At 68.1% G+C, this 22,589-nt stretch carries 21 protein-coding genes; 18 read left to right on the forward strand and 3 right to left on the reverse strand.

The window, feature by feature from the left end; genetic code table 11:
* Nucleotides 1-105: 105 nt before the first annotated feature.
* The gene (locus U5N23_RS11615; RefSeq protein WP_322592964.1) at nucleotides 106-621 is read left to right on the forward strand and encodes a tripartite tricarboxylate transporter TctB family protein; all 516 of its coding nucleotides are present in this window, start codon (nucleotides 106-108) and stop codon (nucleotides 619-621) included.
* Between the two features lie 15 nt (nucleotides 622-636).
* On the forward strand, nucleotides 637-2,154 hold the full coding sequence (locus U5N23_RS11620) for a tripartite tricarboxylate transporter permease (protein ID WP_322592965.1): 1,518 nt from the start codon (nucleotides 637-639) through the stop codon (nucleotides 2,152-2,154).
* A gap of 89 nt (nucleotides 2,155-2,243) precedes the next feature.
* Here the strand turns inward: U5N23_RS11620 and U5N23_RS11625 are convergent, their stop codons facing one another.
* Nucleotides 2,244-3,122: a LysR family transcriptional regulator gene (locus U5N23_RS11625; RefSeq protein WP_322592966.1), complete on the reverse strand. Its 879-nt coding sequence runs from the start codon at nucleotides 3,120-3,122 to the stop codon at nucleotides 2,244-2,246.
* A 99-nt stretch (nucleotides 3,123-3,221) separates the two neighbouring features.
* Between U5N23_RS11625 and U5N23_RS11630 the strand changes: the two genes are divergently transcribed.
* The 14 genes from U5N23_RS11630 (at nucleotide 3,222) to U5N23_RS11695 (ending at nucleotide 18,892) form a co-directional block, all read left to right on the forward strand.
* The gene (locus tag U5N23_RS11630; RefSeq protein ID WP_322592967.1) at nucleotides 3,222-4,001 is read left to right on the forward strand and encodes a class I SAM-dependent methyltransferase; all 780 of its coding nucleotides are present in this window, start codon (nucleotides 3,222-3,224) and stop codon (nucleotides 3,999-4,001) included.
* Nucleotides 4,002-4,235: 234 nt separating this feature from the next.
* A complete protein-coding gene (locus U5N23_RS11635; protein WP_322592968.1) occupies nucleotides 4,236-4,853 on the forward strand; it encodes a DUF2325 domain-containing protein in 618 nt (205 codons plus the stop codon).
* A gap of 39 nt (nucleotides 4,854-4,892) precedes the next feature.
* On the forward strand, nucleotides 4,893-6,401 hold the full coding sequence (locus U5N23_RS11640) for a sigma-54 interaction domain-containing protein (RefSeq protein WP_322592969.1): 1,509 nt from the start codon (nucleotides 4,893-4,895) through the stop codon (nucleotides 6,399-6,401).
* A 153-nt stretch (nucleotides 6,402-6,554) separates the two neighbouring features.
* Nucleotides 6,555-7,751 carry a substrate-binding domain-containing protein gene (locus U5N23_RS11645; RefSeq protein ID WP_322592970.1) on the forward strand — a complete coding sequence of 399 codons (1,197 nt, stop codon included), beginning with the start codon at nucleotides 6,555-6,557 and terminating at the stop codon, nucleotides 7,749-7,751.
* A gap of 174 nt (nucleotides 7,752-7,925) precedes the next feature.
* A complete protein-coding gene (locus tag U5N23_RS11650; RefSeq protein ID WP_322592971.1) occupies nucleotides 7,926-9,404 on the forward strand; it encodes a fibronectin type III domain-containing protein in 1,479 nt (492 codons plus the stop codon).
* A gap of 237 nt (nucleotides 9,405-9,641) precedes the next feature.
* The gene (locus U5N23_RS11655) at nucleotides 9,642-10,415 is read left to right on the forward strand and encodes an ABC transporter ATP-binding protein (protein WP_322592972.1); all 774 of its coding nucleotides are present in this window, start codon (nucleotides 9,642-9,644) and stop codon (nucleotides 10,413-10,415) included.
* Nucleotides 10,412-11,143, forward strand: coding sequence for an ABC transporter ATP-binding protein (locus U5N23_RS11660; RefSeq protein ID WP_322592973.1), 732 nt, complete (start codon nucleotides 10,412-10,414; stop codon nucleotides 11,141-11,143). The genes U5N23_RS11655 and U5N23_RS11660 overlap by 4 nt, the downstream gene beginning before the upstream one ends.
* Nucleotides 11,140-12,171, forward strand: coding sequence for a branched-chain amino acid ABC transporter permease (locus U5N23_RS11665; protein ID WP_322592974.1), 1,032 nt, complete (start codon nucleotides 11,140-11,142; stop codon nucleotides 12,169-12,171). Before U5N23_RS11660 ends, U5N23_RS11665 begins: the two co-directional genes overlap by 4 nt.
* 16 nt (nucleotides 12,172-12,187) lie before the next feature.
* A complete protein-coding gene (locus U5N23_RS11670; RefSeq protein WP_322592975.1) occupies nucleotides 12,188-13,261 on the forward strand; it encodes a branched-chain amino acid ABC transporter permease in 1,074 nt (357 codons plus the stop codon).
* A gap of 76 nt (nucleotides 13,262-13,337) precedes the next feature.
* Complete coding sequence (locus U5N23_RS11675) at nucleotides 13,338-15,488, forward strand: D-(-)-3-hydroxybutyrate oligomer hydrolase (RefSeq protein WP_322592976.1); 2,151 nt, start codon at nucleotides 13,338-13,340, stop codon at nucleotides 15,486-15,488.
* A gap of 73 nt (nucleotides 15,489-15,561) precedes the next feature.
* On the forward strand, nucleotides 15,562-16,725 hold the full coding sequence (locus U5N23_RS11680) for an ABC transporter substrate-binding protein (RefSeq protein WP_322592977.1): 1,164 nt from the start codon (nucleotides 15,562-15,564) through the stop codon (nucleotides 16,723-16,725).
* 51 nt (nucleotides 16,726-16,776) lie between these two features.
* Entirely contained in the window at nucleotides 16,777-17,751 is a 975-nt protein-coding gene (locus tag U5N23_RS11685; RefSeq protein WP_322592978.1) for an alpha/beta hydrolase, read from the forward strand.
* Between the two features lie 51 nt (nucleotides 17,752-17,802).
* On the forward strand, nucleotides 17,803-18,513 hold the full coding sequence (locus U5N23_RS11690; RefSeq protein WP_322592979.1) for an SDR family NAD(P)-dependent oxidoreductase: 711 nt from the start codon (nucleotides 17,803-17,805) through the stop codon (nucleotides 18,511-18,513).
* A gap of 109 nt (nucleotides 18,514-18,622) precedes the next feature.
* Nucleotides 18,623-18,892: a hypothetical protein gene (locus U5N23_RS11695; protein ID WP_322592980.1), complete on the forward strand. Its 270-nt coding sequence runs from the start codon at nucleotides 18,623-18,625 to the stop codon at nucleotides 18,890-18,892.
* Between the two features lie 65 nt (nucleotides 18,893-18,957).
* Here U5N23_RS11695 and U5N23_RS11700 read toward each other — a convergent pair whose 3' ends face one another.
* The gene (locus U5N23_RS11700; RefSeq protein WP_322592981.1) at nucleotides 18,958-19,203 is read right to left on the reverse strand and encodes a hypothetical protein; all 246 of its coding nucleotides are present in this window, start codon (nucleotides 19,201-19,203) and stop codon (nucleotides 18,958-18,960) included.
* Between the two features lie 211 nt (nucleotides 19,204-19,414).
* Entirely contained in the window at nucleotides 19,415-20,584 is a 1,170-nt protein-coding gene (locus tag U5N23_RS11705) for an ABC transporter substrate-binding protein (protein ID WP_322592982.1), read from the reverse strand.
* Between the two features lie 336 nt (nucleotides 20,585-20,920).
* Between U5N23_RS11705 and U5N23_RS11710 the strand changes: the two genes are divergently transcribed.
* Nucleotides 20,921-21,430 carry a sigma-70 family RNA polymerase sigma factor gene (locus tag U5N23_RS11710; protein ID WP_322592983.1) on the forward strand — a complete coding sequence of 170 codons (510 nt, stop codon included), beginning with the start codon at nucleotides 20,921-20,923 and terminating at the stop codon, nucleotides 21,428-21,430.
* A gap of 66 nt (nucleotides 21,431-21,496) precedes the next feature.
* Nucleotides 21,497-22,585 (forward strand): FecR family protein, encoded by a 1,089-nt coding sequence (locus tag U5N23_RS11715; protein WP_322592984.1) that lies wholly within the window; start codon nucleotides 21,497-21,499, stop codon nucleotides 22,583-22,585.
* Nucleotides 22,586-22,589: the final 4 nt, after the last annotated feature.

Raw genomic sequence — 22,589 nt, forward strand, 5'->3', positions numbered from 1 at the left:
GGGTCCAGAGCCCGGCGAAAGCCCATCGTCGCACCCTCCGGGCGGCGCGCAATACGGTGCTGGAAACAGTCGTCTGCGCGCCGCTCTTCCTTGCGGGACAAAAACATGACACAACACTCCTCTCGCTCCACGGCCCTGCAAACCGTGGTGGGCGCAGGCACCTTGCTGCTGGGTTGCCTGCTGGCCTGGGGCGCCACCTCCATCAGCTCCGAGGCGGGCTACGGCGGCGTGGGCCCCAACTTCTTCCCATGGGTCGTGGCCATCGTGCTCGTGGTCTGCGGCGTGCTGTCCATCGTGCATGCGCGCACGGGCGGCTTTCGTGCGCTGGAAGAAGCCTCGGGCGACGGGCAGGCCCACTGGAAGGGTTTCATCTGGGTATCGGTCGGCCTGCTGCTCAATGCCATGCTCATCACCACGCTGGGCTTCATTCTGAGCTGTGCGCTGTGCTTCGTGCTCGCGGTGCGCGGCTTCAAGAGCTCCGAAGGCCGGCTCGACCTGAGCCCCAAGGCCTGGTTCAAGGACCTGCTCATCGGTGTGGCGCTGGCCGCGCCGGTGTACTGGATGTTTACCCAACTGCTGGCGATCAACCTGCCCGGCCTCACCAACACGGGATGGCTGTAAAGCCCGCGCGACACCATGGAAACCTGGAACCTCCTGCTGCAGGGCTTTGTCACTGCGGCCACCCCCATCAACCTGATGTGGGCCTTCGTCGGCTGTGTCATCGGCACGGCCGTGGGCGTGCTGCCCGGCATTGGCCCCGCCGTGGCCGTGGCCATGCTGCTGCCCATCACCGTCAAGGTCGAAGCCACCGCTTCGATGATCTTCTTTGCGGGCATCTACTACGGCGCCATGTACGGTGGCTCCACCACCTCCATCCTGCTCAACACGCCCGGTGAGGCGGGGTCCATGGTCACGGCCATGGAGGGCAACAAGATGGCCAAGAACGGCCGTGCCGGCGCCGCGCTGGCCACGGCGGCCATCGGCTCCTTCGTGGCGGGCACCATCGCCACCGTGCTGGTGACCTTCTTTGCGCCCGTCGTCGCCGAATACGCCGTGCGCCTGGGCCCGCCCGAGTACTTCATGCTCATGGTGCTGGCCTTCACCACCGTCAGCGCCGTGCTGGGCAAGAGCACGCTGCGCGGCATGGTCTCGCTGTTCGTCGGCCTGGCCATGGGCTTGATCGGCATCGACCAGCTCACCGCCCAGGCGCGCTACACCGGTGGCGTGCCCGAGCTGATGGACGGCATCGAGGTGGTGCTGATCGCCGTGGGCCTGTTCGCCGTGGGCGAGGCCCTGTACAACGTGATGTACGAGGGCAAGACCGTTGAGACGCAGAACAAGCTGACCAGCACGCACATGACCAAACAGGAGTGGCGCCGCTCCTGGCCCGCATGGCTGCGCGCCACGGCCATCGGCTTCCCCTTCGGCACCGTGCCGGCGGGCGGCAGCGAGATCCCGACCTTCCTGAGCTATGCGGCCGAGAAGAAGCTGAGCAAGCACAAGGAAGAGTTCGGCACCACCGGCGCCATCGAAGGCGTGGCCGGCCCCGAGGCGGCCAACAACGCGGCCATCACGGCCACGCTGATCCCGCTGCTCACGCTCGGTATCCCGACCTCCAACACCACCGCCATCCTGCTCGGCGCGTTCCAGAACTACGGCATCCAGCCCGGCCCGCAGCTGTTCAGCAGCAACGGCGCACTGGTCTGGGCATTGATCGCCTCGATGTACATCGGCAACGTCATGCTGCTGATCCTGAACCTGCCGCTCGTGGGCCTGTGGGTCAAGCTGCTCAAGATCCCCAAGTCCTACCTGTACGCGGGCATCCTGGTGTTTGCCACCTTGGGTGTGTACGGCATGCGCCAGAGCGCTTTCGACCTGGTGCTGCTGTATGCCATCGGCCTGCTGGGCGTGGTGATGCGCCGCTTCGACTTCCCCGCTGCCCCTGTGGTCGTGGGCATGATCCTCGGCCCCCTGGCCGAAGCGCAGATGCGCAATGCCGTCGCCATCGGCGAAGGCAAGTGGACCATCTTCCTGGAGCGCCCGGGCTCGCTCACGCTGATCTTCGTCGTGCTGGCCGTGCTGATCCTGCCGCGCGTGGCGCGCCGCTGGGCAGCGCGCAAGGCGGCGGCCGAAGGGGCCACGGCTGCGGGCTGAGGTCGAATACTGTTTTGGGTAGTTGGGGCGGCACGGCGGTTTCTGCGGTGCCGCCCTTTTTTATCCCTGGGGCGCGGTTGCAGGCCGGTTCACCTGGCTTGCAACCCCTGCGCCAGCGCCTCGAAGACCACCCGGATGCGCCTTGCCGTGCGCAGTTCGCGGTGGGTGACCAGCCAGATCGGGAAGATCACGGGCGGTACGTCGTCGAGCACGCGCACGATGCCCGGGGTCGCGCGGGCGATCTCGTCCATCATGGCGCCGATGCCCATGCCCTGGCGCACCAGCGCCCAGTGGGCCACCGTGTGGTCGGCGTAGGTGCTGAAGTTCGCCTCGACCACGGGCAGACCATGCCGCTGCAGATAGGCCAGGTACTGGCCTGAGCGGTCGGAGCCCACGAAGGGCAGGTGGGCCGCATCCTGGGCGCTGCGCGGGTGGCCATGGATCTGCACCCAGTCCTCGGACACGTAAAAGCAGGCCGATGCATCGCGGATCAGGCGGGCGATCAGCTCCGGCTGCTCGGGCTTGGCATGGCGGATGGCGATATCGGCCTCGCGGCGCAGCAGATCGCTGAACGCATTGGACGGGATCACCTCGATGATGATGCCTGGCTCCTGTTCGCGCAGGCGCCGCACCAGCGGGGGCAGCAGGTACGAGGCCACGGCATCGCTGGCCGAAACCGATACCACGCCACCCACGGCCTGCGAGCGGCCGGTGGCTGCCAGGCCCAGGGCGTCGGCGGCTGCGCCCATGGCGCGCGCGTGCTCCAGCAGGTCCAGCCCGGTCGTGGTGAGTGCCATGGCCTTGCCCACGCGCTCGAACAGGGTCACGCCCATGCGCTGCTCGATGGCCGCGACCTGTCGGCTCAGGGTGGGCTGGGTCAGGCCCAGCTTGCGCGCGGCAGCCGAGAGCGAGCCGGTTTCGGCGGTTTCCAGAAAGGCCCGCAACTGGTTCCAGTCCAATTTATCCATGCATAAATGTATATCGCTACTGCGATTTCTCGCAGTTCCCTGAGGGGCGATGCATGGATAGCATCCGTTGCTGTCCATCGCACAGACTGTGTCCACCCCATGCCGATCACCACCACCGCCGCACCCGCCGATGCATCGCCGCTACCGCAGGCCAGTGCTTCCACGGCCCGCAAGGCCTTGTTCTGGGACCGCATCGCGCCCAAGTACGCGGCCGACCCGATTGCCGACATGGCGGGCTACGAGGCCACGCTGCAGCGCGTGCAGACCCTGCTGTCGGCCGAGCAGGACGTGCTGGAGATCGGCTGTGGCACGGGCACCACCGCGCTGCGCCTGGCCCCCTTCACCCGGCGCCTGCTGGCGACCGATGTCTCTGCCGGCATGATCGCCATTGCCCAGGGCAAGCTGGCGGCCCAGCCGGTGCCGCAGCTGAGCTTCGCGTTGGCCGACGCCGACGCGCCGGGCATGGGGCAGGGCGCCTACGACGTGGTGCTGGCCTTCAGCGTGCTGCACCTGGTGAGCGATCTGGACCACACGCTGCAACTGGCGGTGCAGGCGCTGCGCCCGGGCGGCCTGCTGATCTCCAAGACGCCCTGCATCGCCGAGATGAACCCGCTCATCCCCTGGCTCGCGCTGCCGCTGATGCGTGCCATCGGCAAGGCCCCCCATGTGCTGAGCTTCGAGGCGGCGCAGCTGCATGCGGCCATGGCCCGGCAGGGCCTGGACATCGTTTCCATGGAACGGCACGGCACCCGGGGCAAGGACATCCGGCCCTTCATCGTGGCGCGCAAGCCACCGGAGTTTCCCCACTCCCCCAGCAGGCTGTTGCCCAAGCTGGGTGGCCGTGGCCCCGATAACTTCATCAACCGCAGCAATCCGTGAGAGGCTGAGAGTCTTTCATCCATGCCCGCCCTGCACGCTATGGTTTGCAGGGGCGGCGGGCAGGCCTCGGTGTACCTGGATGGTCCTGGGTACACCCTGGCCTGGCCCGCCCAGCAAACTTCGCAAGCCAGATACCGAGGACCCATCTCCTCGAATATCCCCCACCAGGTAGCTTGCTCAGACGGGTAAATCATACCATAAAATGCGAATCATTCTTATTATCGAGGATGGTGCATGCATACCCTGTCCGAAGAGTTCCTGGTGCTGTGCCGCCAACTGGGGGAAGCGCAGACGCGCTGCAGCGACGCCCTGGCCCGGCAGGCGGGCGAGCTTGAGCAGTTGAGGGCACAGGTGCTGCGCCTGCGTGCGGCCGTGGTGCTGCGCGATACGCGGCTGGCCGTGGCGCAGGACGAGCTGCAGCAGTTGCAGGCCGCGCAGCCGGGCCTCAGGCGCCGGCGCGACATGGCGCGCCACATCGCGGCGCTGGCCGAGCGCATCACCAGCCTCTCGCGCGAGTGCCTGCGCTGGCGCCTGCAGGCGGTGGCGGCGGCACAGGTGGAGCAACCGGCGCAGGCCATCCCCGAGGCCTTGGCCCCGGCATCGCCTGCCCTCGATTCGAGCCTGGCGGCCGCCGACCTCGTGATTTGCCAGACCGGCTGCATCAGCCACGACGAGTACTGGCGCGTGCAGGACCATTGCCGGCGCACCGGTAAGCCCTGCATCCTGGTGGACCAGCCGCTCGGTGCCGGCGCGGCAGAAGCGGCAAAGCCCGTGGTGGTGCTGCGCATGGCGCGCGGCATGCGCGCGGTCAGCGGCCTGCAGGCCACCGAGACTTCCGGCGCAATGGACTGATGTCCTCGGGGCGGACGGCAGGCTTGCTACCATCCGCACATGCCCCCGCTTACCGACGACGCCCCCGCACTGCCGCTGGATGCCCAGGGCATTCTCGAACTGGCGGCGCGGTCCATGTTCCAGCTGTTCTCCAGCGTCAGCCAAGGCATGTTCCTGGTGGACCTGAGCGGGCGCATCGTCTGGGTCAACGAAGGCTACCAGCGCTTTTTGCCCGATCTGGGTTTCTCGTCGGTGGACCAGTTCGTGGGCCGCATGGTGGAGGAGGTGATCCCCAACACCGGCATGCGCCGCGTGCTGGAGTCGGGCAACCCGGTGCTGATCGACCTGCTCACCAACAAGGCCGGCACCTTCGTGGTCAGCCGCATCCCGCTGCGCGACGATGCGGGCAGCGTCATCGGTGCCATCGGCATCGTGCTGTTCGACCACCCCGAGACCACGCTGCAGCCGCTGATCAGCAAGTTCGCGCTGCTGCAGCGCGATCTGGATGATGCGCGGCGCGAGCTGGCCAGCCAGCGCCGGCGCAGCCTGGCGGTGGCGGGCGACGGCGAGCGGCGCTCCAAATACACCTTTGCCAGCTTCATCGGGTCGAGCCCGGCTGCGGCCGAGGTCAAGCGCCAGGCACGGCGTGCCGCGCAGTCCAGCAGCCCGGTGCTGCTGCTGGGCGAGACGGGCACCGGCAAGGAGCTCCTGGCCCATGCCATCCACGCCGCGTCGAGCCGCGCCAGCGGCCCCTTCGTGAGCGTGAACATCGCCGCCGTGCCCGACACGCTGCTGGAGGCCGAGTTCTTCGGCGTGGCGCCGGGCGCCTACACCGGCGCATCGGCCAAGGGGCGCGACGGCAAGTTCAAGCTGGCCGATGGCGGCACGCTGTTCCTCGACGAGATCGGCGATATGCCGCAGAGCCTGCAGGCCAAGCTGCTGCGCGCGCTGCAGGAGGGCGAGATCGAGCCCCTGGGCTCCAACAAGCTGGTGCCCTTCAACGTGCGCATCCTGGCGGCCACCTCGCGCGACCTGGCGGCCCAGGTGCGCGAGGGGCGCTTTCGCGAAGACCTGTTCTACCGCCTGCATGTGCTGCCCGTGCGCGTGCCGCCGCTGCGTGCGCGGCGCAGCGACATCCCGGCGCTGGTGGAGTCGCTGGGCGACGACCTGGCGCTGCGCAACGGCACGCCGCCGCCCGAGTTGCTGCCCGCTGCCATGGCCCTGCTGGCCGGCCAGCCCTGGCGCGGCAACATCCGCGAGCTGCGCAACGTGATCGAGCAGGCCGTGATGCGCAGCGAGGGCCAGTCCATCGACGCCGCGCAGCTCGAACGCATCCTGCGCGAGGCCGGTGTGGAGCCCGCGGCGCCGGTGCAGGATACGACCGCCGTGGTGGTCGAAGCCGAGGACGCATCGCGCTACCTGCGCCCTCTGGCCGAGCAGGTGGCCGAGCTGGAGCAGCGCGCCATCGCCGCCGCCATGAAGGCCCATGGCGGCAACAAGCTGGCCACGGCGCGGCAGCTCGGCATTTCGCGCGCCACGCTCTACGGACGTCTGGAAAACCCTGAATAAATTTCAGGCAATTGTCTGAAATTCAGGCAAATTGACTGTGTGTAAATTGGACACTGCTTTCGAGGTGTCAGCAAAAGTTTCATAAAAATCAACGGTTTGTGCGCTGGCATGAACTGTGCAATGTTCAGGCATCACTACAAAGGAGACATCGCCATGCACCGTCGCACCCTGGTCGCACTCGCCACCGCCGCCGTTACCGCAGCCGCCACGCTTTCCCCACCCGCGTTCGCCCAGTCCGGCGAGATCCGCATCGCCCACATCTACAGCAAGACCGGCCCGCTCGAAGCCTATGGCAAGCAGACCCAGACCGGCCTGCTGATGGGTCTGAACTACGCCACCGGCGGCAGCATGACCGTCAACGGCAAGAAGCTCGTCGTCATCGAGAAGGACGACCAGGGCAAGCCCGACCTGGGCAAGAGCCTGCTGGCATCGGCCTACTCGGATGACAAGGCCGACATCGCCGTCGGCCCCACGTCCTCGGGCGTCGCTCTGGCCCTGCTGCCCGTGGCCGAAGAGTACAAGAAGATCCTGCTGGTCGAGCCCGCCGTGGCCGACGCCATCACCGGCGACAAGTGGAACAAGTACATCTTTCGCACCGGCCGCAACAGCAGCCAGGACGCCATCTCCAACGCCGTGGCCATCGACAAGGCCGGCGTGACCGTGGCCACGCTGGCGCAGGACTATGCCTTCGGCCGCGACGGCGTGAAGGCCTTCAAGGACGCGCTCAAGAACGCCAAGCTCGCCCATGAGGAGTACCTGCCCACGACCACCACCGACTTCACCGCCGGTGCCCAGCGCCTGATCGACAAGCTCAAGGACGTGCCCGGCCGCAAGGTCATCTTCATCATCTGGGCCGGCGCGGGCAACCCCTTCAAGATCGCCGACATGGACCTGAAGCGCTACGGCATCGAGATCGCCACGGGCGGCAACATCTTGCCGGCCATGGCTGCGTACAAGAACTTCCCGGGCATGGAAGGCGCGACCTACTACTACTTCGGCATCCCCAAGAACCCCGTGAACGAAGCCCTGGTGGCCGCACACTACAAGGAGTTCAAGACCCCGCCGGACTTCTTCACCGCCGGCGGCTTCAGCTCGGCCATGGCGCTGGTCACGGCCCTCAAGGCCACCGGTGGCGACACCAACACCAACAAGCTCATCAAGACCATGGAGGGCATGAGCTTCGAGACCCCCAAGGGCAAGATGACCTTCCGCAAGGAAGACCACCAGGCCATGCAGAGCATGTACCACTTCAAGATCAAGGTGGACCCGGCCTTCGCCTGGGGCGTGCCCGAGCTGGTGCGCGAGATCAAGCCTGAAGAAATGAACGTGCCGATTCGCAACAAGCGATAAGCGCAACCGGATACGGTTTGCGTGGCCTGGAGCGCGCGGTACGCAGGTGCCGCACTCCAGGGTTCATCCCGCAGGGGCGGCCGCCCCTTTTTTTCCAGTGAATTGATGCATGAACCCCCGGATTACACGGGGGCTGGGTCAGACTTTCTCAAAATTATTTGGAGACAAGACAACATGGCTTTCAATTTCATCCGGGCGGCCGCAGCAGGTGCTGCCATCGCGCTGTGCGCTACCGGCAGTGCGTTCGCTGCCGTCAATCTCCCCGCACTCAAGATCGACAAGACGCAGACCACGGTGTCGGGCCTGTCGGCCGGCGGCTTCATGGCCGTGCAGTTGCACGTGGCCTACTCGGCCACCTTTGCCAAGGGCGCCGGCGTGGTCGCGGGCGGGCCGTTCTATTGTGCCGAGGGCTCCATCGTCAACGCCACCGGGCGTTGCATGGCCACCCCCGCCGGCATCCCTACCAGCACGCTGGTCAACACCACCAACACCTGGGCCAGCCAGGGCCTGATCGACCCCGTGGCCAACCTGCAGGCGTCCAAGGTCTACCTGTTCTCGGGCACGCTGGACAGCGTGGTCAAAACCGGATCCATGGACGCGCTGCGCACCTACTACAACAGCTTCGTGCCAGCCGCCAACGTGGTCTACAAGAAGGACATCGCGGCCGAGCACGCCATGGTCACCGACGACTACGGCAACGGCTGCTCCACCAAGGGCGCGCCCTACATCAGCGACTGCAACTTCGACCTGGCCGGCGCCATGCTGCAGCACCTGTACGGCACGCTCAACGCGCGCAACAACGCCACGCTGCCGGCTGGCAACTACGTCGAGTTCAACCAGAGCCAGTTCATCACCAACCACGGCATGGCCACCACCGGCTGGGCCTACATACCGCAGGCCTGCCAGGCCGGCGGCAGCGCCACCTGTCGGCTGCATGTGGTGCTGCACGGCTGCAAGCAGAACGTGAGCGACGTGCAGCAGCAGTACGTGCGCAACACCGGCTACAACCGCTGGGCCGACACCAACAACATCGTGATGCTTTACCCGCAGACCAGCCTGGCGGCCACCAACAGCTGCTTTGACTGGTGGGGCTACGACAACGCCAACTACTCCAAGAAGTCCGGCCCGCAGATGGCCGCCATCAAGGCCATGGTGGACCAGGTCTCAAGCGGCGGCGGCACCACCAACCCGCCCACCAACCCCGCGCTGCCGGCCCCCACGGGCGTGAACACCTCGGGCGCCACGGCCAGCTCCATGGTGGTGGGCTGGGGTGCCGTGTCGGGTGCGGCCAGCTACAACGTGTACCGCAACGCCAACAAGGTCAACGCACTGCCGGTGAATGCCACCAGCTACACCGACACCGGCCTGGCCGCCTCCACCAGCTACAGCTGGACGGTGCGCGCTGCCGATGGCAATGGTGCCGAAGGCGCCACATCGGCCGCAGCCAGCGGCACCACCCTGGCAGCGCCTGGCGGCGGCGCCACCTGCACCACGGCCAGCAACTACGCCCACACCACGGCAGGCCGTGCCTACGTGGCCGGCGGCTACACCTTTGCGCTGGGATCCAACCAGAACATGGGCCTGTGGAACGTGTTCGTGACCAAGACCTTGAAACAGACCAGCCCCAACTACTACGTCATCGGCACCTGCTGAGATGAAGCACCCCCTGAGTCGCTTCGCGCCTTCACCCCTCTCTCGCATTGCTGCGCAATGCGGGAGGGGGACGCTCCCAGCGCGGCGGGGCGGCCCTTGCGCGGGAGCGCTGGCGTGGGCCGCGCCAGTGGCGTGGTGCCGTGGACAATGGAAAAGAAGCAAGGACTTGGCCCCCGTTCTTGGGTTGCCAGGCCCTGTAAATGAAAGACGACGACCTGTGAAAGCGACGCACTACCCATGAGCACCTTGGCCACCAAGGACTTGACCATCCGCTTCGGCGGCCATGTGGCGGTCAACGCCGTGACCTGCTCCTTCGAGCCCGGCACGCTGACCGCCATCGTGGGCCCCAACGGTGCGGGCAAGACCACGTACTTCAACCTCATCTCGGGGCAGCTGCGCGCCAGCGCGGGCAGTGTCACCCTGGGCGGGCAGGACCTCACGGGCCAGTCGGTCTCGGCGCGCACGCATGCGGGCCTGGGCCGGGCCTTCCAGCTCACCAACCTGTTCCCCAACCTCAGCGTGCTGGAAAACGTGCGCCTGGCCGTGCAGGCCACGCAGGAGGGCAAGCACCGGCGGGGGCTGAACCTGTGGAGCATCTGGAGCGACCACCGCGACCTGACGGAGCGCGCCCGCGCCATCCTGCAGGCCGTGGCCATGCTCGACCGGCAGGACACGCCCGTGGCCAGCCTGCCGCATGGCGACCAGCGCAAGCTCGAAGTGGCACTGCTGATGGCGCTGGAGCCGCAGGTCTACATGTTCGATGAACCCACGGCCGGCATGAGCCATGACGAGGCGCCCGTGATCCTGAACCTGATCCGCGAACTCAAGAAGGACAAGACCAAGATCATCCTGCTGGTGGAACACAAGATGGACGTGGTGCGCGAACTGGCCGACCGCATCATCGTGCTGACCAACGGCACCCTGGTGGCCGACGGCCTGCCCGCCGAGGTGATCGCCTCGCCCGTGGTGCAGGAAGCCTACCTGGGCGTCACCAAGGAGGCCGCAGCATGACGACCACGAACAATTTGCTCGAACTCAAGGGCGTGCACACCCACATCGGGGCGTACCACATCCTGCACGGCGTCGACCTGGCCGTGCCCAAGGGCCAGCTCACCATGCTGCTGGGCCGCAACGGCGCCGGCAAGACCACCACGCTGCGCACCATCATGGGCCTGTGGCATGCGTCGCAGGGCACGATCCATTTCGGTGGCAAGGACATCACGGCGCTCAACACCCCGCAGATCGCGGGCATGAACATCGCCTACGTGCCCGAGAACATGGGCATCTTCGCCGACCTCACGGTCAAGGAGAACATGCTGCTGGCCGCGCGCAACGCCAAGAACGCCGCGCAGATGGACAGCGCGCGGCTCGAATGGATCTTCAAGCTCTTCCCTGCGGTGGAAAAGTTCTGGAACCACCCTGCGGGCAAGCTCTCGGGCGGCCAAAAGCAGATGGTGGCCGTGAGCCGCGCCATCGTCGAGCCGCGCGACCTGCTCATCGTGGACGAGCCCAGCAAGGGCCTGGCCCCGGCCATCATCAACAACATGATCGACGCCTTCGACCAGCTCAAGAAGAGCGGCGTGACCATCCTGCTGGTCGAGCAGAACATCAATTTCGCCAAGCGGCTCGGTGACACCGTGGCCGTGATGGACAACGGCCAGGTGGTGCATGCAGGCAGCATGGCCGCACTGGCCGCGGACGAGGCATTGCAGCGATCGCTGCTGGGGTTGGCACTATGAGCACCGCAACGACGACAACGACATCCACCACCGGTGCCACCAAGGCCCTGCTGCGCGACTTCGACTGGAAGCCGCTGGCCCTGGTGCCGGCCCTGGCGCTGCTGGTGCTGCCCTTCATCGGCTCGCCCAGCACCTGGCTCACGCTCACGGTGGCGGGGCTGGCCATGGGCATGATCATCTTCATCATCGCCTCGGGCCTGACGCTGGTGTTCGGCCTGATGGACGTGCTCAACTTCGGCCACGGCGTGTTCATCGCGCTCGGTGCCTTCGTGGCCACCAGCGTGCTGGGCGCCATGGGCGACTGGACGGGCTCCGACCAGCTGTGGCGCAACATGGTGGCGGTGCTGCCCGCCATGCTGGTGGCCATGGCCGTGGCCGGCGCCGTGGGCCTGGCGTTCGAGCGCTTCATCGTGCGACCCGTGTATGGCCAGCACTTGAAGCAGATCCTCATCACCATGGGCGGCATGATCATCGGCGAAGAGCTGATCAAGGTCATCTGGGGCCCGCAGCAGATCCCGCTGCCGCTGCCCCAGGGCATGCGCGGTGCGCTGCTCATCGGCGACGCCGCCATCGAGAAGTACCGCCTGGTCGCGGTGGCCGTGGGCCTCCTGGTCTTTGCCGTGCTGGCCTGGACGCTGTCGCGCACCAAGGTCGGCCTGCTCATCCGCGCCGGCGTGCAGGACCGCGAGATGGTCGAGTCGCTCGGTTACCGCATCCGGCGCCTGTTCATCGGCGTGTTCGTCGTGGGCTCGGCCCTGGCCGGTCTGGGCGGCGTGATGTGGGGCCTGTACCAGCAGAACGTGGTGCCGCAGATGGGCGCCCAGGTCAATGTGCTGATCTTCATCGTGATCATCATCGGCGGCCTGGGGTCCACGGGCGGTGCCCTCATCGGCGCGCTGCTGGTGGGGCTGATGGCCAATTACACCGGCTTCCTGGTGCCCAAGGTGGCGCTGTTCTCCAACATCGCGTTGATGGTGGCCATCCTGCTGTGGCGCCCCCAGGGCGTCTATCCGGTCGCGAACCGTTGAAGAGGAGTCCAAAGACATGCTGAACCGACTTCTCTCCGGCGACTACCCGCGCAGCAAGGTGCTGGCGGTGATCCTCGTGGCCATCTTCCTCGGGCTGGCGTTCGCGCCCTTCCTGTTCCCTGGCGTCAAGGCCCTCTCCGTGGCGGCCAAGGTGCTGATCTTCGTGGTGCTGGTCGCCAGCTTCGACCTGCTGCTGGGCTACACCGGCATCGTGAGCTTTGCGCACACCATGTTCTTCGGCATCGGGGCCTATGGCATCGCGGTGGCCACCACGCGCATGGGGCCCACCTGGTCGGCGCTGGCCGTGGGCCTGGGTGGGGCCTTGGTGCTCTCGCTGCTGCTGTCGCTCGCGGTGGGCCTGTTCTCGCTGCGCGTGCGCGCCATCTTCTTCGCCATGATCACGCTGGCCGTGGCGGCGGCGTTCCAGACGCTGGCCTCGCAGCTGTCGGACATCACCGGCGGCGAGGACGGGCTGACCTTCAAGGTGCCCGAAATCCTGTCGCCGAGCTTCGAGCCCTTCGAAGAGCCCTTCCTGGGCGTCACGCTCGACGGGCGGCTGCTGTGCTACTACCTGCTCTTCGTGGTGGCCGTGGCGCTGGTGCTGGCGCTGCTGCGCATCGTGAACTCGCCGTTTGGCCGCGTGCTGCAGGCGATCCGCGAGAACGAGTTCCGCGCCGAGGCCATCGGCTACCGCGTGGTGGTGTACCGCACCACGTCGAGCGTGCTGTCGGCCCTGTTCGCCTGCTGCGCGGGCGCCATGCTCGCGCTCTGGCTGCGCTACAACGGGCCGGACACCTCGCTGTCGTTCGAAATCATGATGGACTGCCTGCTCATCGTCGTCATCGGCGGCATGGGCACCATCTACGGCTCGGCCATCGGCGCCGTGCTGTTCCTGGTGGCGCAAAGCTACCTGCAGGACCTGCTGCGCCTGGGCAGCGAGGCCGCCTCGGGCCTGCCCTGGCTGGCCGCGCTGCTCTCGCCCGACCGCTGGTTGCTGTGGCTGGGCGTGCTCTTCGTCTTGTCGGTGTACTACTTCCCCACCGGTGTGGTGGGGCGCCTGCGCGCGGCAGCAGCGCGCAAGGCGGCGTGAGGGCCAGACCCGCAACCTGGCCGGGGTGAAGCTGCGTTCCAGAAGTTCAGAAAAACACAACTCGGAGACAAGCGCAATGAATTGCCTGAAGAAAAAGACGACGCAAAGAACCGCGATGGTGGCCGTGTCCGCCGCAGTGCTCGCAGCCTGCGGTGGCGGTGGGGGCAGTGACAGCACGGGCGGGGCGAACACGCGGCCCGCCTACCTGGGCAGCATCAGCGAGACCCGTTACGACGGCAGCAGCAACGACCTGCTGACCGCCGGCCTGGGTGCGAGCGGCCTGGCTTCGGCCACACCGCCCGCGTATGCCGATGCGCTCAAGCCCACCGGTGCCGAACTGCGCCGTGCCGCCATCTACAACAACTACCGCGCCATGCTGGACATGACGGCCGCCGGCGGCTACGGCACGCTCTACGGCCCCAACGTCGATGCCCAGGGCCGCGTCACCACGGGCGATGGCAAGGTGCCCGGCACCGAGTACATCGCCTATGCCGACGACGGCAGTGGCCGCCAGAACGTGACCCTGATGGTGCAGGTGCCCGACAGCTTCAACCCCGCACGGCCGTGCATGATCACCGCCACAGCCTCGGGTTCGCGCGGCGTGTACGGCGGCATCTCCACGGGGGAGTGGGGCCTCAAGCGCGGCTGCGCCGTGGCCTATTCCGACAAGGGCACGGGCGCCGCCCCGCACGACCTGCAGAACGACACGGTGCCGCTGATCGACGGCATGCGCACCACGGCGGCAGCGGCCGGCAAGAGCGCGGCCTTCAACGCCAACCTCACGCCCGCGCAGCTCGCGGCCTTCAACGCCGCCACGCCCAACCGCTTCGCCTTCAAGCACGCCCACTCGGGCCAGAACGCCGAAAAGGACTGGGGCACGACCACCTTGCAGGCGGTGGAGTTCGGCTACTACGTGCTCAACGAGCGCTACGGTTCGCTCACCGTGTCGGGCCAGCGCATCAAATCGCTCACACCGGGCAACACCATCGTCATTGCGTCCAGCATTTCCAACGGCGGCGGCGCGGCCATCGCGGCAGCCGAGCTGGACACACAAGGCCTGATCAGCGGCGTCGCCGTGTCCGAGCCTGCGGTGGAGTTGCCTGCCAACCCGGGCGTCACGGTGCAGCGCGGCGGCACGCAGATTGCCGTCACGGGCCGCCCGCTGATCGACTACACCACCCAGGCCAACCTGTACCAGGCCTGCGCCTCGCTGGCGCCCTCGGTCAGCACCAGCCCATACGCGGCCGCCTTTGCCGCAGGCTTTGCCGGCGCGGCCCTGCCCATCGCACCGGGGCGCTGTGCGGCCCTGCGCGCACGCGGCCTGCTCACGGCCGACAGCACGGCGGCCCAGGCCGAAGAATCGCTGCAAAAGCTGCGCGCCTACGGCTGGGAGCCCGAGTCGAATGACCTGCACGCCTCGCTCGCGGCCTTCGAGGTCGCGCCCGCCGTGGCCGTGACCTTTGCCAACTCGCTCTCGCGTGCCAGCGTGCAGGACCACCTGTGCGGCTTCAGCTACGCAGGGGCCACGGCAGCCGGTGCGGTCGCGCCGCTGGCGCCACCCACGGCGCTCGCCGGCATGTTCGCCACCGGCAACGGCGTGCCACCGGCCGGCGGCGTGCAGCTCATCAATAACCGCGCCAAGCAGGGCCCGGCGCGCGACTTCCTGTCGGTGGCCGACAGCGGCGCTTTCGACTGGAACACCGAGGGCGCGGTGTGCCTGCGCAACCTGGTCACCGGCAGCGATGCCGCGGCCCGCAAGCTGCAGGCCGGTGTCGATGAAACGCGCCGCAATGGCAACCTGCGCGGCAAGCCGGCCATCATCGTGCACGGCCGGGCCGATGCGCTGCTGCCCGTGAGCCACACCTCGCGCCCCTACACCGCGCTCAACAAGCGCGTGGAGGGCGCGGCCAGCAAACTGAGCTATGTGGAGGTGGCCAACGCCCAGCATTTCGACAGCTTCATCGGCCTGCCCACGGTGCTGCCCGGCTACGACACGCGCTATGTGCCGCTGCATGTCTACCTGAACCGCGCGCTCGACGCCGTGTACGAGCACCTGGCCACCGGCAAGGCGCTGCCCGCCAGCCAGGTGGTGCGCACCGTGCCGCGCGGCGGCACGCCGGGCAGCGCCCCGGCCATCACCGCCGCCAACGTGCCGCCGCTGGCCGATGTGCCCACCGCAGGCAACGCCATCGCCGTGACGGCCGGAGCCATTGCCATCCCCGAATAAGAACCACGACCCACCACCACCACAAAAAAGCTGCCAGGGCGCGTTGCCGCGCCCGGTGGCACAAAGGACGGACATGAACACATGGATCACATGGGGCCGCCGCATGGGCGCGGCGCTCGCGATACTGGGGTCGGCAGGACTGATGGCGCTGCCGGCGGCGGCGCAGGTGCGCGGCGCCGAACTGGTCGTGGGCCAGGTCGCGCCGCTGTCGGGCGTGCTGGCCAGCACGGGCACGCAGATGGTGCTGGGCGGCAGGATCTATTTCGACGCCATCAACGCCCAGGGCGGCGTGCATGGCGCCACCATCCGCCAGTGGGTGGTGGACGACGGCTACAAGGTGCCCGACACCGTGCGCCTGACGCGCGAGATGCTGGCCAAACCCGAGGTGGTGGCGCTCTACGGCTTTGCCGGCACGGCCAACGTCACGCAGTTGCTGACCGACGGCGTGCTGGAGCAGGGCGGTGCCGCGCTGGTGGCGCCCTACACGGGTGGCGAGTCGCTGCGCAGCCCGTTCAACCCCTGGATCTTCCACGTGCGCGCAGGCTATGGCGACGAGGCCGAGCACATGGTGCAGCAGCTCACTACGCTCGGCATGAACCGCGTGGCCGTGATGTACCAGGACGATGGCTTCGGCAAGGCCGGCCTGGCGGGGGTGGAGGCGGCGCTGGCGCGGCGCAACCTGAAACTCGTCGTCTCGGCCGGCTACGAGCGCAACACCGACAAGGTGGACGATGCCGTCAAGGCGATCAAGGCCGCCGACGTGCATGCCGTGATCATGATCGCCGTCAACAAGCCCGCGGCCGCCTTCATCCAGCGCTACCGCGAGCAGGGTGGCGGCGCGCAGCTGTACAACATCTCGGTGGTGGACCCGACCGAGCTCGTGAAGCTCGCCGGCCTGAAGAACGCGCACGGCCTGGGCATCAGCCAGGTGGTGCCCTACCCCTTCCGTCCGCAACTGCCCGTGGTGCGCGAGTACCAGGCCCTGCTCAAGAAGTACGCGCCCGAGGCCGAGGTCAACTACACCAGCTTCGAGCAGTTTCTGGGTGCCAAGGTGCTGGTCGAGGCGCTGCGCCGCGCCGGCCCTGCGCCCACGCGCGCCAAGGTGGTCAAGGCGCTTGAATCGCTGCAGAACTACGACCTGGGCGGCGTCAGCCTGGGCTATTCGCCCACCAACCGCATCGGCTCGCGGTATGTCGAAGTCACCGTCATCGGCAGCAACGGCCGATTAATGAAGTAGGGCGGACCACCGTCCGCTCCCCCAATCCACTGACTCACAAGGTTGTCCACCATGACCCCGTTATCGCGCTATGCCACCTGCGCCGGCTATGAAATCCACTACACCGAATGGGGCGCGCCCGATGCCCCGGTGGTGGTGGCCTGGCACGGCCTGGCCCGCACCGGCCGCGACATGGACGACCTGGCCGCCCACCTGGCGCCGCGCTTTCGCGTGATCTGCCCCGACACCATCGGCCGGGGCCTGAGCCAGTGGGCGCGCGAGCCGGCCCAGGACTACCAGTTGCGCTCCTACGCCCGCATTGCGGCCGGGCTGTTCGATGCGCTGGGCATCGAGCAGGCGCACTGGGTGGGCACTTCCATGGGCGGGGCCATCGGCACGGTGTGTGCGTCCGGCCTGTTCGAGCCGGGGCTCAAGGGCCGCATCCGCAGCCTGCTGCTCAACGACAACGCGCCGCGCCTGGCCGACGATGCGCTCGGGCGCATCAAGGCCTATGCCGGCCAGCCGCCCGCGTTCGATACCGTGGCCGAGCTGGAGGCCTTCTTCCGCCAGGTCTACCAGCCCTATGGCTGGCTCAGCGACGCGCAGTGGCGCCGCCTGACCGAGACCAGCACCCGCCGCCTGCCCGACGGCCGGGTGACCCCGCATTACGACCCCGCCATGGTGCAGCAGTTCACCCACCATGCCAACGACTACCTGATCTGGGACCACTACGACGCGCTCGACATCCCAGTGCTGTGCCTGCGCGGCGAGGACTCCGACCTGGTGCTGCGCGAAACCACCATCGAGATGCTCACGCGTGGCCCCGGCGCCCGCGGCCAGGCCCGCGTGATCGAGGTGCCCGGTTGCGGCCATGCCCCGGCCCTCAACGTGCCCGAGCACTATGCGCTGGTGGAACGGTTCTTCGTGCATGGTGTGCAGGAGCCCGGGGCTGCAGAGGCTGCGCTGGTGCGCACGGCGGGTGGGCCTGCGGCCAGCGCGCTGCCGCGCTCGCAGTATCGCGAACCCACCCGGCTGCAATGGCCCTGAGAACGATGGCTTGGCCCTGGTGCATGATGGGGGTATGGGCCTCCCTTTGACATGCTGACAGACCACCTTCGTTCGTTCCCGCCGGGCTTTCGCGCCCTCGTCCTGGGTGCCTCGGGCGGCATCGGCAGTGCCTTCGTGCAGCACCTGCAGGCCGACCCGCGCTGCGCGCTGGTGGTCGGGCTGGGACGAAGCACGGTGCCACCCATCGATTTCGAGCGCGAAGCCACGGTGGCCGAGGCGGCGGCAGTGCTGGCGCCGCAGGGCCCGTTCCACCTGGTCGTCGTCGCCACCGGCGTGCTGCACGGCCCCGAGGGCATGCCCGAAAAGCGCCTAGGCCAGCTCCACTATGCGCAGATGCAGGCCTGCCTGCGCACCAACGCCATGGGCCCGGCGCTGGCCATGGCGCAGTTTGCGCCGCTGCTGGCCAGGGACCGCAGCGTGCTGGCCGTGCTGTCGGCCAAGGTGGGCAGCATCGGCGACAACCGCCTGGGCGGCTGGTACAGCTACCGCGCCTCGAAGGCGGCGCTGAACATGTTTTTGAAGACCGCCGCCATCGAAGTGCAGCGCAGCAACCCCCAGGCCGCGCTGGTGGCGCTGCACCCGGGCACGGTGGACTCGGCCCTGTCGGCCCCGTTTCGCGGCGCCGAGATCGGCCGGCCGGCGGCAGACGCGGCGGCCGACATGCTGCGGGTGATCGACGGGCTCACGCCCGAATGCACCGGGGGCTTTTACGCCTACAGCGGGCAGCCACTGCCCTGGTAGGGCCGCACCTCGGTGGGTATTTGCGGTGTTCGCCTACACAGAGTTCCGCCCAGGCAGTACACCATGCGAAGGCTGTTTGTCCTCGCTGTTACTCTGACCTGCAAAGCCGATGCGTACCCAATCCGAAACCTTCAAATTCACCCGCGCTCGCAAGGTGGCCCACGGAAGATTCGCCCACGCCAACACGGACGCCATCGGGGTACTGCAGTTCTGGACGGCGCTGGGCGCAGGGCGGTCGGGGGAAATACTGTCGCAGCCGGATGACGAGTGCCTGGTGGCACGTGTCACCTACCCGCTGCAGCAGGGCATGCTGGCCACCAGCGAATTGCACCAGTGCTGTGTGGCGCGCGGGATCACGCGCGAATCGGTCGATGAATAGCCACTGCGGGGCAGTGGTGTCAATGCCCTGGGGTCTTCACACGGCCTTCGACAAAGCCGCCCCCATCAGCCGCCAAACACATTGATCGGCGTGGGCGCCAAATGCTCCCGCAGCTTCTGTTCTGCGGTGTAGAGCGCCTCGGGGTAGCTGGACCAGTCACGGCGCACGGTCAGCACGGGCGAGCCGTCTTCCTCGAAGATGAAGACCCGCTCCGGCACATTCGAGGGCGCAGCCAGCGCCAGCGGCCGGACCAGGTAGGTCGATCCGTCGATTTGGAGGTTGGGTGGCCAGGGGAGACCGATCGCAGGCATGGTGGTGAGGGGGGCAACTGAATGAACGATGCCCCATCCTACCCACGCAAACGCCCAATCCGGCGGTTCCGGGCCCAACTAGAGAGGATGTCCTACGTGGGCCGGGGAGGGCTGCTCAGCCGCCTGCGCAGCAAGGTACAGGCCCAGGCCCAACTGGCGTTGCCGGTGCAGACCTTTCGCAACCAGGGCTTTGCGTTCGCGCAGTGATCCGTCAGCGCCTGAACCGCTCGCCGTTGAAGAACGACAGCTCCACGAAGTCCGTGCCGTTGTGGTCCTGCGGGCCGTAGCGCAGCTCGAAGCCGCCCAGATCGTAGGGGCGCATGGTGTGCAGCGCCTCGATGAGCTTTTCGCGCGATGCGGTGCGGCCTGCGCGGCGCAGGGCCTCGATCATCAGGCGCGCGCTCAGGTAGCCTTCCAGCGATGAATAGCCGGGTTGGGCGTCGGCCGCGCTGGCTTTCAGGGCGTCGCGGTAGGCCTTGACGACGGGCTTGGCCACGTTGTCGGGGTTGGGCGCCACCTGGGCCACGGTGATGCCGCGCGCCGACTCACCCAGCGCCGCCAGCAGGGGGCGCGAACCCAGGAACGAGATCGAGAACGCGGGCGCCTTCACGCGCTGGCGCAGCGACTGGTAGAACGGTATGCCCACGGCACCGACCGCCAGCGAGATGAGTGCCGTGGGCTGCCAGGCGGTGATCTCGTCCACCGTGCGCGCCACGCCGTCGGGCGTCTCGGGCAGGAGGAAGGCCTTCCAGTCCTTGTTGTTGTGCGCCTTGGCCGCTGCATCGAAGGCCGCCAGCGTGGCCTTGCCAAAGGGGTTGTCGATGTAGGCCACCGCACACTTGGTGAAGCCCGTGGAGCCCAACTGCTGCACGATCTTGTGGAGCTCCTGCGCATAGCTGGCGCGCGCATGGAACACCAGGGGGTTGAACGGCCGCAGCGCGTCCGACCCTGTGGCCGGCGCGATCACCGGCACCTTGGCCGCCATGGCGACGGGCAGCGCGCCCATCACGCTGGTGGTGCCGCCGCAGGACAGCAGGGCAAAGACCTTGTCCTCCTCCAGCAGCTTCTTCGTGTTGGCCCCCGCCCTGGCCGGGTCGCCACCATCGTCGGCGCTGGCGAACTGCAGGCGCCGCCCGTCGATGCCCCCGCGCTCGTTGACCTCCTGGAAGGCTGCGGCAATGCCCTTGTTCATCTCCACGAACGGGAAGGCCAGCGGGCCCGTGAGCGCGGCCGTCTGGCCGATGCGCCAGGGCTCGGTCTGCTGTGCCAGCGCCCAGCCGGGCAGGGCCACTGTGGTGGCTGCGGCGGCGCAGGACAGCACGCGGCGGCGTGTGGGAAGGGACGGTGGTCGCGCCAGCGGCGCAGGGTGGTGGATGGGCATGCGGCGTTGTCTCCTGTCGGTCTTGTAGGTGTGTCCCTCGACGGGGCTGCAGCGCAGCCGGCAGGCGGCAAAAACAGGCAGGCAACCAACCAGACAGCATGCAGGTGTGCGCACGGCCCCATCGACGGCGAAACCAGTATCGGGCGCCCGTTGGCCCTGCCTTTGCGGGAAAACACGGGCAGGCGGTCACAAATCGTCACATTGGAGACTGCGCCTGGGGCGGTCTGCGGTTGATCGCATCTCGAATTAGAATGATTCTTATTTTTGTGGCGTGCCACCACCGCCACCTGCATGCCGGGGCTGCCACCGGTCGCCGCCGTCCACCGTGTTCCCGCCATGCTCGAGCGCTTCTACCGCGAACTGCTTAACTTCCTGCACCGCCAGGTCGGCGACCGTGACACGGCGGCCGACCTGGCGCAGGAGAGCTATGCCCGCGTGCTGTCGGCCCAGCACACGGGCCAACCGGTGCTGGACGGCCGCGCGCTGCTGTACCGCACGGCGCGCAACCTGGTCATCGACCAGCACCGCCGTGCCGAGGTGCGGAGCCACGACAGCCTGGACCTGGTGGCGGAGGCGCAGGAGCCACCCGCACCACACCACCTGCAGCCCGAGGAGGCCCTGGCCAGCCAGCAGGCGGTGCATGGCTATGTGAAGGTGATCGAGAACCTGCCGCCGCGCTGCCGCGAGGCCTTCGTGCTGCACATCATCGACGGCCTGCCCCAGGCCGAGATCGCCGAGCGCATGGGGATTTCGGTCAGCATGGTCGAAAAGCACGTGGTGCGCGGCACGCTGGCCTGCCGGCGCCATGGGCAGGGGCAGGGGCAGGGGCAGGGGCCGGGCGCCTGAGCGTTCTGCTGCTTTTTCTTCCACGTCTTTGGCCCGCCAGCGTCTATAGTCGCGGCTTTTCCGAACATGTCCACCACCGTCCATTCCCTCGACCACGCTGCGGGCAGCCTGCCCGCAGGGCAGGGCGTGGGCGATGAGGAGGAGGCGCTGGAGCACACGGCCGCGACCTGGGCCGTGCGCCGCCATGGCGGATTGGACGAGCAGGGCCTGGCCGCGCTGCAGGCCTGGCTGGCGGCCGACCCGCGGCACGCGCCCGCGCTCGATGCCATGGCCGCCACGTTGCTCGGGGTGCGGAACATGCCGGCGCACGATGCGGCCCGGCTGCGCGCCGGCCTGCCCCGGTACGAGGCCCAGCGCAGCGGCTTCTGGCAAAGCCGTGTCCGCCCTTTCATTCCACATGCCGCTGCCGCCCTGGTCGCCGTGGCGGTGGTCGGGGCGGGCTGGTTCGGCTGGTGGCTGCAGCCCACCTTCGAGCAGGCCTATGCATCGCAGCGCGGCCAGCAATTGGTGGCCACGCTGCCCGACGCTGCGGCCGCAGGCAGCACCGTGCAGTTGGACACGGCCACGCGCCTCACCGCGCGGCTGTACCGCGACCGGCGCGAGGTGGCGCTGGCCGACGGCCAGGCCATGTTCGCCGTGCACCCGGACCCGGCCCGCCCGTTCCACGTGCTGGCCGGCGGCCTGCGCATCACGGTGCTGGGCACGCGCTTTTCGGTGCGGCACACGGCCGAAGGCGTGGGGGCGGGGCGCACCGTGGTGGCGGTGGAAGAGGGCCGTGTGCGCGTGGAGCGCCAAGCCGAAGCTGGGCAACTGGCCCCGGCCATGGTGGAGCTGACCGCCGGCCAGATGCTGGAAGGCGCGGCCGCACAGGACGCGGGCATGGGCACCGTGACCAGCGTGGCCCCCGCCGCCGTGGCCCAGTGGCGCAGCGGGCGCGTGAGCTTCGACCGCACGCCGCTGGCCCAGGCGCTGGCCGAGTTCGAGCGCTACGGCCCTACGGGCCTGGTGGTGCGCGACCCGGCCGTGGCTGCCCTGCCCGTGGGGGGCAGCTACAGCCTGCGCCAGCACCAGCGGTTTGCCGAATTCCTGCCCCACCTGCTGCCCGTGCGGCTGGTGCCGCAGCAGGGCGGCAGCACCGAAATCGTGGCGCGCTGATTTT

The organism is Acidovorax sp. (assembly GCF_034519795.1).
Classification (GTDB): Bacteria; Pseudomonadota; Gammaproteobacteria; order Burkholderiales; family Burkholderiaceae_C; genus Acidovorax.